Raw genomic sequence first — 13,621 nt, forward strand, 5'->3', positions numbered from 1 at the left:
ATCTTTTAAAACCTTATTTGTTTCTCGATTGCGGTTGCAAAGGTACTGCTTTTTTTCATATCTGCAAACTTTTCGGCACTTTTTTTCAAAAAAGATAAATATACTACGATTTATGGGATAACGGACAATGGTTTTCTAAAAATAAGCCCTATATTAGCGGAAACTTTAAAACGATTTTATATCATGACAAACAGCAATAATTATTGTGTCATCATGGGGGGAGGTATAGGTAGTCGGTTTTGGCCATATAGCCGCAAAAACCTTCCTAAACAATTCCTTGATTTCTTCGGGACTGGACGTTCTCTAATACAACAAACGTTTGATCGTTATAAAAAAATAGTCCCTATAGAAAACATCTTTATTACAACCAACGTGCTGTATAAAGAACTGGTCCAAGAACAACTCCCAGAATTGGACAAATCACAAATTTTATTGGAACCCACTCGCAGAAGCACTGCTCCATGTATAGCTTGGGCTTCCTATCACATAAAAAAATTCAATCCAAATGCCAATGTCATTGTCGCACCGTCCGACCATCTGATTTTAAAAGAAGATGAATTTAAAGCTGCAATTTTGAAAGGACTGGAATTTGTTTCAAACTCTCCTCAATTACTAACATTAGGCATCAAACCTAACAGACCGGAAACCGGTTATGGCTATATTCAGATTGAGGAAGAAAAACAAGGAGACTTCTTTAAAGTAAAAACATTCATTGAAAAGCCCCAACTGGAATTTGCCAAAGTATTCGTAGAAAGTGGAGAATTCTATTGGAACTCAGGGATCTTCTTATGGAATATCAATACAATTTTAGAAGCCTTCAATGAGATTATGCCCGAAGTTTGTACCAAACTGACTAACGGAGAAGAAGATTTCGCTTCCTGTCCCAATATCTCCATTGACTATGGAATCATGGAGAAGGCCAACAATGTTTTCGTCCAATTGTGCGACTTCGGATGGGCAGATTTAGGTACATGGGGCTCCCTGTATGATATATCATCCAAGGACCAAGAAGGTAACGTTGTAGTAAACGGAAACTCCTTATTATATAACAGCTATAATAATGTAATAGTAGTGCCAGAAGGGAAATTAGCCGTAATACAGGATCTAGAAGGTTATTTAGTAGCCGCAAGAGACAATGTATTACTCATTTGCAAAAAAGATGACGAAAGCGCTATCCGAAAATTCGTGAATGACGTACAAATCAAGCTAGGAGATCAGTTTGTATAAAGACAGGTGACCGGAGTTTAATCATAAAGGAAAGCGGGAAACAGAATATCCGTTTCCCGCTCTTTATATTTACTAAGAAAGAAAAAGATTACTTGTCACCACCTTCCCAGGCTTGATTGATTGCTGTCGCCACCTCCACAAATTCTTCATTTGTCAGTTTCAACTTCGGATTAGAAAAAATCATATCCGACTCTTTCTGAATAGGAATCAGATGAATATGTGCATGAGGGACCTCTAATCCGATTACCGCCTCACCTACTTTCTTACACGGAAAAACTTTTTGAATGGCAAGTGCCACGCTCTTTGCAAAAACATGCATAGCAGCCAGTTCATTGTCCTCCAAATCAAAGATATAGTCCACCTCACATTTCGGAACAACCAACGTATGCCCTTTGGTTAACGGATTGATATCCAAAAAAGCATAGAACTGATCATTTTCAGCCACTTTGTAGCTAGGAATCTCACCTGTAATAATTCTACTAAATATTGTTGCCATATCTATAAGTATTAAATAAGGCAGCCCCGCATAGCGGACCTGCCTTATAATATTAAAATGAAATATTCACAACTTCTAAGCTGATTTTACCCTGCGGAATAGTGATTTCAGCCACATCACCCACTTTTTTTCCTAACAAACCCTGTGCTATCGGAGTATTTACCGAAATCTTGCCCAATTTTAAATTCGCCTCGCTTTCGGCTACGATAGTATAAACCATCTTCATTCCAGTCTTGACATTCTTCAATTCTACTTTCGTCAAAATTTGCACTGTATCTGCGTTCATTTTTGAAGTATCAATAATTTTAGCATCACCAATAGTTGATTTCAGCTGGCTGATCTTCATCTCCAACAGACCTTGCGCCTCTTTGGCAGCATCATATTCGGCATTTTCTGACAAGTCCCCCTTATCACGCGCTTCGGCAATAGCCGACACAATTTTGGGACGTTCTACTGATTCCAGATATTTCAGTTCCTCAATCAGTTGCTTGTAACCTTCTTCTGACATATAAGCCATAATGTTTTCCTCCTTTTAAATTATATAATTATTTATTGTTCCAGTTATACCTATAAAAACAAAAAGAATTCCGACATGGAAATGTCGGAACCCTCTTTGGTATTTCAAGTACTGCAAAGATAGACTTTTATCTAATACGAGTCAAGTTTATAAGGATGCTATGTAACATGTTTAAACAAATTCAACTCATAATTAGCTTTTTACAAGAGTTTTTTAATGGCTTCATCCAAATCTTTAATATTCTCACCACGAGCACTCAATTCATTATTACGATTTACCAAAAATATCGAAGGCAGATTAGTTACGTTATATAATGAAATGTATGAAGAATAAACACCATTAGCATCACGTACACAGACCCAAGGCAGATTATCTGCAGATGTTTTCCAAAAGTGTTCATCACCATCCAGTGAAATCTGGTAAATCTCGAACCCTTGAGAAGCATACTTATTATAAAGTTCACGTAACGCCAAATTATGCGCAGCAGACATTGCATTGTTATATACAGTAAAATCGATCAGCACCACTTTACCCTTCAAATCGGTCAGACTGCGTGTATTGCCTTTCAAATCCTTCAGCTGAATATCAATAATGCTAGCTTCTTTGATTTTATCTTCAGGGATTTCCATGGTTTGCTGACGGGGAGTACGGGTATTCTTCATTCCTTTTATAACCATATTATACAGGTTACGTGAACGGTCTGCATGTGGATAAGCATTATTCAGACTCGTAGCCACCGCAGCGAAACACTTCACATCCTCCTTATTTGTCAAAGGATCAAAAATCATATACCCATTCAACGACTGGAATAAAGCGAAATAAGCGTATGGCATATTTGGAGCCGCAAAGATATATTCTCGTTTCACTTTATTCTTGTAATTGTTTACCATAGCCAAAAGACTGTCTTGTGCGATACCCGCAGGGATATTACGATTCTGGCCGAGTTTGTCCACATTCTTCTGCAAATCAGCTTGTAGCAACACCAATTCCTTAATTTTCAAATTGTTTTCCGAACCTTCAATACGATAGGCAGTCGCAAAATCATTTATCTCAGCCTTAACTGATACAGTTTCCGTAGAGTCTACAGCAAAGTTTATCACTTTATTATCCAAACGCAAACGATAGAATTCAGGAGATTCCGGACGCTTCTGCGCAAAACTAAAACTTCCGCTACTGCCCAATTTTGTCGAATCAAGCGCTACTATGCCATCCAATCCCGACGCTTCCAAATAAAGCATCTTATCTTCAGCACCATTAATTTCACCTTGAACTTTGAACTTCGGTTCATTGTCGCAGGCGCTCAACCCTATCAACAGAAGTGCGAGCAAAAAATATACATTCTTTTTCATCGCTAAAATTAATATAAATGTGTGTTCTCTTAATAATTTTGAATGCAAAGATACGTCTTTTCGTGGTTTGTCAAAGCATTTATCCACCTTCTTACACATTAAAATGAAAAAAAACAGTAATCATAGTAACTTTTTATCTCATTCTCACCAAATTAGAAGAATAAATGCCTATCTTTGCACGAATTTTAGACGAAAAATATATTAAAACATTTTTTATGATCAATCCTATTGTTAAGACGATCGAGCTTCCTGATGGTAGAACCATCACACTCGAAACGGGAAAGCTGGCAAAACAGGCAGACGGTTCTGTAATGCTCCGCATGGGTAACACCATGTTGCTAGCTACTGTTTGTGCAGCAAAAGATGCAGTTCCCGGTACAGATTTTATGCCCCTCCAGGTAGAGTACAAAGAAAAATATTCAGCATTCGGACGTTTTCCCGGTGGCTTTACCAAAAGAGAAGGCAAAGCTTCGGATTATGAAATCCTGACTTGCCGACTGGTAGACCGCGCATTGCGTCCTTTATTTCCCGATAATTTCCATGCAGAGGTTTACGTAAACATTGTTCTTTTCTCAGCTGATGGAATAGATATGCCTGATGCATTGGCAGGATTGGCCGCTTCAGCAGCATTAGCCGTTTCCGACATTCCTTTCGGCGGACCGATTTCTGAAGTACGTGTAGCACGTATCGATGGTCAGTTCGTTATCAACCCCACTTTCGAACAACTTGGGAAAGCTGATATGGATCTGATGGTTGCTGCCACATATGACAACATCATGATGGTAGAAGGCGAAATGCAGGAAGTCAGCGAACAAGACTTACTGGCTGCTATGAAGGCTGCTCACGAAGCAATCAAAGTTCATTGCAAAGCGCAGATGGAGCTGATGGAAGAGGTCGGTTCTACAGTAAAACGTGAATATTGCCACGAAGAAAACGATGAAGATTTGCGCAAAGCTGTACGCGAAACTTGTTACGATAAAGCATACGCCATCGCTGCTTCAGGAAACAGAAACAAGCATGAACGTCAGGATGCTTTTGACGCCATCCGCGATGAATTCAAAACTCAATATACAGAAGAAGAACTGGAAGAAAAAGGTACATTAATCGACCGTTACTACCACGATGTGGAAAAGGAAGCTATGCGTCGTTGTATTCTTGATGAAGGCAAGCGTCTGGACGGACGTAAGACGACTGAAATTCGCCCTATCTGGTGCGAAGTAGGTTATCTGCCCGGTCCTCATGGTTCTGCCATCTTCACCCGTGGTGAAACTCAGTCTTTAACTTCTGTCACATTAGGTACCAAACTAGATGAGAAAATTGTAGACGATGTTCTGGATCAACACAGAGAACGATTCTTGTTACACTACAACTTCCCTCCTTATTCTACTGGTGAAGCAAAAGCACAACGTGGTGTAGGTCGTCGTGAAATCGGGCACGGGCACTTGGCATGGCGTGCTTTAAAAGGACAAATTCCTGCAGGATACCCGTACACAGTACGTGTAGTATCTGATATCATGGAATCAAATGGTTCTTCTTCAATGGCTACTGTCTGTGCAGGAACCCTTGCATTAATGGATGCCGGTGTTGCCATGAAAAAACCAGTTTCAGGTATTGCCATGGGCTTGATTAAGAATGCAGGTGAAGAAAAATATGCCGTATTATCTGATATTCTTGGCGATGAGGATCACTTGGGTGATATGGACTTTAAGGTTACAGGTACTCGTGATGGTATCACTGCTACACAGATGGACATCAAGGTAGATGGCCTGTCATTCGAAATCTTGGAAAAAGCGTTACTGCAAGCAAAAGAAGGACGCGAACATATTCTTAACAAGTTAACCGAATGTATCGCCGAGCCTCGTAAAGATTTGAAACCGCATGCTCCTCGTATTGAAACGATGACTATTCCTAAAGAGTTCATTGGGGCTATCATCGGTCCGGGCGGAAAGATTATCCAAGGTATGCAGGAAGAGACTGGAGCAACCATCACGATTGAAGAAACTGATGGGGTAGGCCGTATTGAAATTGCGGGAACAAACAAGAAATGTATTGACGATGCTATGCGCATTATCAAGGGTATCGTTGCTGTTCCCGAAGTCGGTGAAGTCTATGTAGGTAAAGTCCGTTCAGTAATGCCATATGGTGTGTTCGTAGAATTCTTGCCTGGAAAAGACGGATTGTTGCATATCTCTGAAATTGACTGGAAACGTCTTGAAACAATAGAAGAGGCCGGTTTAAAAGAAGGGGACGAAATAGAAGTGAAATTACTTGATATTGACCCCAAAACAGGTAAATTTAAACTCTCTCACAAAGTATTACTGCCTCGTCCTGAAAAACAAGAAAAGAAATAAGAACATTCTTTATTTATACCATAAAGAGCGCAACCTGTTATAGGTTACGCTCTTTTTTTAAAAGATTAACCATTTATAATAATGTAAAATAAATAGCGCAACTAAATAATTAATCGCGCTATCTGATATATCATACAGAAGAAACTCCTCCGCTTTATATGATATCCGGTTATAAGATGGGATCAATCTTCTTGAACTTCGAAATCATCTTTACCTACTCCGCAAAGAGGGCAAACCCAATCATCTGGAATATCTTCAAATGCTGTTCCCGGAGCTATTCCACCTTCAGGATCTCCTTCTGCCGGGTCATAAACCCAACCACATACTGTGCAAACGTACTTTTTCATAATTGTCTCTGTTTTATGTTTTAAATGTTCTTTAAATACATAACAAATATACAATGAAATTGTTTACTTGCAAACTATCTCACTAATATTTTTTTTAACTCTTCCATTCCTTCGGACGCACCTTTCTGAATTACATGCACTTTACGCCCCGATGCAATGGGCACCTGCTTAGGATCTATTAAATAAACAGGAGTGTTGGCAGGCACATAATTCAACAAACCGGCAGCGGGATATACATTAAGCGAAGTTCCTATAATTAAAAAGATATCAGCTGTTTCAGCATATTCAATTGCAGTTTCAATCATAGGAACAGATTCACCAAACCATACAATGAATGGACGAAACTGAGAACCGTCTCCGGCCAAGTCTCCCAAATGTATCTCATATTCTTCCGGCTTTAATTCTTTAATATAAGCTGGATTATTAGGTTCCCAACTAGATGTCACTTTGGTCAGTTCGCCATGTAAATGAATAATATGCGAACTTCCAGCACGCTCATGCAAATTATCAATATTTTGAGTGATTACAGTCACATTAAAGAATTTTTCCATCTCAGAGACCAGTTCATGCCCCTGGTTAGGCTTTACAGCAAACAACTGTTTACGACGCTCATTATAAAAATCAATCACCAATTTAGGGTTTGCCGCATACCCTTCTGGAGTAGCCACTTGCTCCACCGGATACTGATCCCATAAACCACCTGCATCACGAAATGTACTGATACCGCTTTCAGCACTCATTCCAGCACCTGTTAAAACTACTAAATTCTTCATTTCTAGTCCTCCTCTTTTAACTAAACACACAAAAATAAGAAAAATTAAATTGTTAAAAACAGATTCATTCAAATAAAACACCTACCTTTGTGCGTTTTGTATAAAACATCTTATAAAATAAATAGTTATGGATAAATTCAGTTACGCCATCGGCCTTGGTATTGGCCAGAATTTATTGAGCATGGGTGCTCAAAGTATTAATGTTGAAGACTTTGCTCAAGCAATCAAAGACGTATTAGATAGAAAAGAAACGGCTATCAGCCACAACGAAGCACGTGAAATCGTAAACAAGTACTTTGAAGAGCTGGAAACCAAATTGAATGCAGAGAATATTGAAAAGGGAAAATCATTTTTGGAGGAAAACGCAAAAAGACCGGGAGTCGTGACACTTCCCAGTGGCTTACAGTACGAAGTGATTACAGAAGGTAACGGAAAAAAACCGAGTGCAACCGACCGTGTAAAATGCCATTATGAAGGTACCTTGATTGATGGGACTTTGTTTGACAGCTCTATCAAACGCGGCGAGCCGGCTATCTTTGGTGTGAACCAAGTAATCAAAGGATGGGTGGAAGCACTCCAACTGATGACTGAAGGTGCTAAATGGAAACTTTTCATTCCTTCAGAACTAGCCTATGGAGCACAACAAGCAGGAGAAATGATTCCTCCTCACAGCACATTGATTTTTGAAGTAGAATTAATCGAAGTATTATAATTATTAAAGCATTTAAGGCAAATGAAAAAAATTAGTTTTTTTGTAGCAATCGCTGCTGCAGCCAGCTTGGCTTCTTGTACAGCTCAAGCACCGAAAGCAAACATGAAGAATGACGTAGACTCACTTTCTTACATGATGGGTATCACCAACACGCAAGGTCTGGATATGTATATGAGCCAACAATTAGGCGTTGATACAGCCTATATGTCCGACTTCATCAGAGGTGTTAAAGAAGGTACCAGCAAGACTAGCCCTAAAGACGTTGCTTATATGGCAGGTCTTCAGATTGGTCAACAAGTTGGTGGACGTATGTTCGATATGATGAGCCAACGTATTTTCGGAAATGACTCTACTCAAAGTTTAAGTAAAGAAAACTTTCTGGCAGGTTTCATGGCTGCTTTGCAGAAAAAAGGCATGAATGTTACTATGGAAGAAGCCAACGCTTACGTTCAGTCTAAGGCAGAAGCAATCAAAGCAAAAGCTACTGAAGCCCAGTTCGCTGAAAATAAAGCTGCCGGTGAAAAATTCCTAGCTGAAAATGCAAAGAAAGAGGGTGTTAAAACTACATCAAGCGGCTTACAATATAAGATAATTAAAGAAGGTAACGGCGCTATTCCTACCGATTCTTCTAAAGTAAAAGTAAACTATAAAGGTACTTTGATTGATGGAACTCAGTTCGACAGTTCATATGATCGTAAAGAACCGACTACTTTCCGTGCTAATCAGGTAATCAAAGGATGGACTGAAGCGCTAACAATGATGCCAGTAGGATCTAAATGGGAACTTTACATCCCTCAAGAGCTAGCTTATGGTGCACGTGAAGCCGGTCAGATTAAACCTTTCTCTACTTTGATTTTCGAAGTAGAACTAGTTGGCATCGAAAAATAACCTCATTTAATACGATTTAGGCACTATAAAATATTTTGTGTAAATGTAAAATACGGGATTCAGTATTGGGTTCCGTATTTTTTATTTAATAGCTTTGCAAAATGAAGAAGATTATGAAAGAGAAGAATCATGCAGTGCCTGATGAGGTATTAAGTAAGAAGTTCCTTAACCAGTTCAAGACAGAAGCTGATGTCAGCAAGTTTCTGAAACAACTACACGCGCAGGTATTGGAGAAAATGCTTGAAGGTGAGATGGATGCGCATCTGGGTTATGAGAAGAATTCGGTTTCCGGTCATAACAGCGGTAATTCCCGTAACGGCAGCTACCCCAAGAAAATCCAAACTGAACACGGTGAAGCGATCATACCTATTCTCCATGACCGTAACGGTGAATTCGAGTCCATAGTTGTTCCCAAACACGAGGGTCGTGGGTTTTCCATAGAAAAACTTGTTATCTCCCTATATGCCAAAGGAATGAGCGTGTCCGACATTGAAGAGGAAATGCGTGAAATCTATGAAATAGAACTGTCCACATCAGCCATTTCCATCATCACGAACAAAGTCAACCAGGGCTGCTCAGGAATAACAGAACCGCCCTTTGGATCCGGTCTATCTCATCGTTTGGATGGATGGTATTGTATTCAAGGTTCGTGACAACGGAAAAATCATCAACAAGACTGTCTATCTCTGTGTCGGTTTGAAACAGAACGGCTTGAAAGAAGTCCTTGGCATGTGGGTGGGAAAATCAGAAAGTTCTTCATTCTGGATGGGTGTCCTGACAGATTTGAAGGCCCGCGGAGTGCAGGACATATTGATTACCTGCACTGACAACCTGAACGGGTTTACCGACATCATACGTGCCGTATTTCCTCTGTCTTCCACGCAAATACGTGTTGTATATCAGATCAGGAACTCCTGTAAATATGTCGTTTACAAGGACAAGAAAGAGTTTACAGCCGATATGAAGAGCATCTATAACGCGCCCAACAGGAGGCTGCTGCCGTGGAACTGGATAATTTGGAAAAGAAATGGGGAGGGAAGTACCCTTATGCCATCCTCTCATGGAGGAATAACTGGGATGACCTGACTGTTTTCTTCCAGTTCCCATTGGAAATCAGGAAAATAATCTACACTACAAACCTCATTGAAAATCTGAATGGAAAAATCAGAAAGTACACTAAATCAAAACTTTCATTCCCGTCGGATGATGCGGTGAAGAAAATGGTATACCTCGCTCTGATGGAGATTGAGAAGAAATGGACAATGCCGATTACTAACTGGGGATTGATTATGAACCAATTTATGCTTATTTTTGAAAACGGGATTCAGATATAAGAGACTTATAACTGAATCCCGTTTCTATTTACACAAAATATGGATACTACCACGATTTACAAATCAAATTTTCTTTTCCTTTATATCTGTACGCGCCTCAACAACATTAACTACATAATCGCCTAATTTTTCGCATTCACTGATAATATCCATATAATGAACCCCCATCTGATAATTATATTCCTTATTATTCACATCCAATACATTCTGATCCTTCAACTGGTTACGGTAATTGTTTATCTCATTCTCTATATTAAATGATTTGTTAGGATCAACCAAATAATATTCGTCTTCTTCCAAAGATACCATTTGTTGTAGTGCATTATCCGTCAATTGAAGCATCTGATGAATATGGTCATATTGTTTTTCCGTAAAATCTTCATTCCCTCTGAATTTATGATTGATAGTACGCGCCAAATGATAACAGCTGTCACCAATACTTTCCAACTCAGTCACTTCACGCAACATGGTACGTATTTTCAATTTACTTTCTGAACTCAGCCGCCCTTCAGAAACTTCATTCAGATAATTGGCTATCTCCAGCTCCATATTATCACTGATATTTTCATATTTCTCTATCCGGCTAAATAATTTGTTGAAATCATTCTCATTCGTAGTATGCAATAGATCACGCACCATACCAAACATACGGCGAGTACGCTCAGCAAACAAATTAATTTCTTTCCTTGCCTGGACAATAGACAATTCAGCAGTAGATAGCATACCACCAGAGATAAAACGCAAACGGAATTCCTCCTCATCCTCTTTTGGTCTGATTACCCAACAGACCACCTTTTCAATCGGTCCAATAAACCAAATCAATATCAACACATTACAGATATTAAAAGCTGTGTGGAAAGCCGAAAGTTTATAAGTAATTGCCACTTCAGGCGATACTCCTGGAAATAAGCGGTTAATCATTCCACTCACCATATCTACAAACGGATGGAAAATACATAAAATCCATACCACCCCAAATATATTAAAAATAAAATGAGCCAACGCTGCCCGCCTTGCTTGCGTATTCGCCGTCAAAGCTGCAATATTAGAAGTTACAGTAGTACCAATATTCTCGCCCATCACCAGTGCAATGCCCAAATACAAATCAAGCACACCACTGGAACAAAGAATCAATGTAATGGCCATAACCGCAGCAGAAGACTGTGCGCACATTGTTATTATTCCACCTATCAACAAGAATGATAAAATGGAAAAAAATCCCCATTCCTTGCAAGAGGTAATAAAACTGATGATAGCTGCATTATGCTCCAAATCCATATGCATGGCATTCTCACGTAACGTAGTCAATCCCAAAAACATGAACGAAAATCCAAAAATAAATTCCCCAAAAGATTTTTTCTGACTTTTATTAGAAAAGATTAAAGGAACAGCCAATGCAAAGAGAGGAAAAATAAGATTATTCATATCGATCTGGAAACCGAAAATAGACATAATCCAAGCGGTCACCGTAGTACCAATGTTAGCTCCCATAATTACAGAAATAGCCTGCCCCAAAGTCAGCAATCCCGCATTTACGAAACTAACTGTCATTACCGTTGTCGCAGTAGAAGACTGTACAGAAGCTGTCACAAATGTACCAGTTAACAGCCCGGTAAAACGGTTCGTGGTCATTGCCCCCAGAATATGACGCAAATGTCCGCCTGTCAGTTTTTGCAAGGCCTCACTCATGGTTTTCATCCCATACATCAGAAGTGCCAGTGAGCCTATCAGTTTCAAAAAAACAAATATTGACATGTAGATTCTCTTTTATTTATACCCTCTTCTTTATTACACTTTATTAAAAAAGACACAGAGGTACAAAGTATTTAATCCGTCATGAGTTAAACCTTGCACCTCTGCATCTATATCATTGTTCTGTTCACCATAGCCATTTCAGGTTAGGATTTCTTTTCCTTCACATTGCTACTGGCTTCCACCACATTAACTACATAATCGCCCAGTTTTTCACATTCTCCAATGATATCCATATAGTGTACACCCATCTGATAATCATACTCCTTATTATTCACATCCAGTACATTTTGATTCTTTAGCTGATTACGATAGTTATTTATTTCATTCTCTATATTAAACGATTTATTCACATCCACCACATGATGTTCATCTTCCACCAACGAAACCATTTGGGACAAAGCATCATCTGTCAACTGGAACATCTGATGAATATGATCATACTGTTTCGGAGTGAAATCCATATCACTCCGATGCTTACGATTAATTGTACGTGCCAAATTATAACAGCTGTCACCAATACTCTCTATTTCAGTCACCTCACGAAGCATAGCACGAATCTGCAACTTACTCTCAGAACTCAAACGCCCGTCGGATACCTGATTCAGATAATTAGCAATCTCCACCTCCATATTATCACTTATATTCTCATATTTCTCAATACGGCTGAACAATTTGTTAAAGTCATTGTCATTTGTGGTATGAAGCAGATCCCGCACCATGCCAAACATACGATGAGTACGCTCTGCAAAGAGATTGATTTCCTTGCGTGCCTGCAATATAGAAAGCTCCGCAGTAGAAAGCATACCACCTGTAATAAAGCGCAAACGATATTCTTCATCCTGCTCTCTCTGAGGAATGATTTTACAGACTGTTTTCTCTATCAACTTAACAAACCAAATAAGAATCAACACATTGCATATATTAAAAGTAGTATGAAAAGCAGACAGTTTAAAAGATACGGCAACAGCCGGATCTGCTGTTTTCATTATATCTTCTACAAACCATGAAACCCCCATAGTTACAGGCTTGAAAAGACATAATACCCAAATAACCCCAAAAACATTAAACACCAAATGAGCCAGCGCAGCCCTCCTAGCCTGCGTATTAGCAGTCAGTGCAGCAAGGTTGGCTGTTATGGTAGTACCAATATTCTCGCCAAGCACCAATGCAGCCCCCAACTCAAAACTAATCCAACCATTGGCACACATAATTAAAGTAATAGCCATCGTTGCCGCCGATGCCTGTACAATCATAGTCAGAACTGTACCGATGACAACAAATAAGATAACAGAACCAAATCCCATATCGGTATAGTTCTGAACAAAAGACAACATTTCGGGGTTTCTACTTAAGTCAGGAGCATTCGTCTTCAAGAGAGAGAGGCCCATAAACAAAAAAGAGAAACCGAATATAAATTCTCCAATGGATTTACGGTTACTCTTTCCTGAAAATAATAAAGGTACGCCAACAGCCAATAACGGAAGCGCCATAGCAGCAATATCTACTTTGAACCCCAATGCAGATATAATCCATGCAGTAACAGTGGTACCGATATTCGCCCCCATAATGACCCCAATTGATTGTGAAAGCGTAAGGAGTCCGGCATTAACAAAACTTACTACCATAACAGTAGTAGCAGAAGAGGATTGAATTAACGCAGTGATAAGAACACCGGTTAACACTCCGGTTACCCGGTTGGTGGTCATCGCTGTGAGGATTTTACGCAGTCTGTCACCAGCAAACTTTTGCAGCCCCTCACTCATGATTTTCATTCCATAAAGGAATAGCGCCAGTGAACCTAGCAGCTTTAAGAAATCATAAAAAGAATACTCCATCTTTAATTAATTTGGTAGGAATTGGCTAATCTCCCTT

General features: G+C 39.4%; 12 protein-coding genes and 1 pseudogene. 6 read left to right on the top strand and 7 right to left on the bottom strand.

Annotated elements, in window-relative coordinates:
• Positions 1–183: 183 nt before the first annotated feature.
• The gene (locus AB5935_RS12760; protein ID WP_007842037.1) at positions 184–1,227 is read left to right on the top strand and encodes a mannose-1-phosphate guanylyltransferase; all 1,044 of its coding nucleotides are present in this window, start codon (positions 184–186) and stop codon (positions 1,225–1,227) included.
• Positions 1,228–1,315: 88 nt separating this feature from the next.
• Here the strand turns inward: AB5935_RS12760 and AB5935_RS12765 are convergent, their stop codons facing one another.
• The 3 genes from AB5935_RS12765 to AB5935_RS12775 form a co-directional block, all read right to left on the bottom strand.
• Positions 1,316–1,723: an HIT family protein gene (locus tag AB5935_RS12765; protein ID WP_007834797.1), complete on the bottom strand. Its 408-nt coding sequence runs from the start codon at positions 1,721–1,723 to the stop codon at positions 1,316–1,318.
• 52 nt (positions 1,724–1,775) lie between these two features.
• Complete coding sequence (gene greA, locus AB5935_RS12770) at positions 1,776–2,240, bottom strand: transcription elongation factor GreA (protein ID WP_007834796.1); 465 nt, start codon at positions 2,238–2,240, stop codon at positions 1,776–1,778.
• 200 nt (positions 2,241–2,440) lie between these two features.
• A complete protein-coding gene (locus AB5935_RS12775) occupies positions 2,441–3,589 on the bottom strand; it encodes a thioredoxin-like domain-containing protein (RefSeq protein ID WP_008655597.1) in 1,149 nt (382 codons plus the stop codon).
• Positions 3,590–3,804: 215 nt separating this feature from the next.
• Here AB5935_RS12775 and pnp point away from each other — a divergent pair, with 215 nt between their 5' ends.
• Positions 3,805–5,940 (top strand): polyribonucleotide nucleotidyltransferase, encoded by a 2,136-nt coding sequence (gene pnp / locus AB5935_RS12780; protein ID WP_008674336.1) that lies wholly within the window; start codon positions 3,805–3,807, stop codon positions 5,938–5,940.
• A 182-nt stretch (positions 5,941–6,122) separates the two neighbouring features.
• On the opposite strand, the gene rd is transcribed toward pnp, so the two are convergent.
• A complete protein-coding gene (gene rd / locus AB5935_RS12785; RefSeq protein ID WP_005845392.1) occupies positions 6,123–6,287 on the bottom strand; it encodes a rubredoxin in 165 nt (54 codons plus the stop codon).
• A 74-nt stretch (positions 6,288–6,361) separates the two neighbouring features.
• Positions 6,362–7,060 carry an SIR2 family NAD-dependent protein deacylase gene (locus AB5935_RS12790; RefSeq protein ID WP_007842034.1) on the bottom strand — a complete coding sequence of 233 codons (699 nt, stop codon included), beginning with the start codon at positions 7,058–7,060 and terminating at the stop codon, positions 6,362–6,364.
• A 127-nt stretch (positions 7,061–7,187) separates the two neighbouring features.
• On the opposite strand from AB5935_RS12790, the gene AB5935_RS12795 reads away from it, so the two are divergent.
• The 4 genes and pseudogenes from AB5935_RS12795 (at position 7,188) to AB5935_RS28435 (ending at position 9,994) form a co-directional block, all read left to right on the top strand.
• A complete protein-coding gene (locus AB5935_RS12795; RefSeq protein ID WP_005845388.1) occupies positions 7,188–7,772 on the top strand; it encodes an FKBP-type peptidyl-prolyl cis-trans isomerase in 585 nt (194 codons plus the stop codon).
• A gap of 21 nt (positions 7,773–7,793) precedes the next feature.
• Positions 7,794–8,660 carry an FKBP-type peptidyl-prolyl cis-trans isomerase gene (locus tag AB5935_RS12800; RefSeq protein ID WP_007834791.1) on the top strand — a complete coding sequence of 289 codons (867 nt, stop codon included), beginning with the start codon at positions 7,794–7,796 and terminating at the stop codon, positions 8,658–8,660.
• A gap of 101 nt (positions 8,661–8,761) precedes the next feature.
• Positions 8,762–9,313 carry a transposase gene (locus AB5935_RS28430; protein WP_007847146.1) on the top strand — a complete coding sequence of 184 codons (552 nt, stop codon included), beginning with the start codon at positions 8,762–8,764 and terminating at the stop codon, positions 9,311–9,313.
• A pseudogene (locus AB5935_RS28435) lies at positions 9,285–9,994 on the top strand (IS256 family transposase). Before AB5935_RS28430 ends, AB5935_RS28435 begins: the two are co-directional and overlap by 29 nt.
• A 63-nt stretch (positions 9,995–10,057) precedes the next feature.
• On the opposite strand, the gene AB5935_RS12810 reads toward AB5935_RS28435, so the two are convergent.
• Together AB5935_RS12810 and AB5935_RS12815 are read right to left on the bottom strand one after the other, a co-directional pair.
• Complete coding sequence (locus AB5935_RS12810; protein WP_007834786.1) at positions 10,058–11,749, bottom strand: Na/Pi cotransporter family protein; 1,692 nt, start codon at positions 11,747–11,749, stop codon at positions 10,058–10,060.
• 143 nt (positions 11,750–11,892) lie between these two features.
• Positions 11,893–13,584: a Na/Pi cotransporter family protein gene (locus AB5935_RS12815; RefSeq protein WP_007834785.1), complete on the bottom strand. Its 1,692-nt coding sequence runs from the start codon at positions 13,582–13,584 to the stop codon at positions 11,893–11,895.
• Between the last annotated feature and the right edge of the window lie 37 nt (positions 13,585–13,621).

Origin of the sequence: Phocaeicola sp. RTP21198st1_B8_RTP21198_201120 (assembly GCF_040929485.1) — a bacterium.
GTDB lineage: Bacteria > Bacteroidota > Bacteroidia > Bacteroidales > Bacteroidaceae > Phocaeicola > Phocaeicola dorei.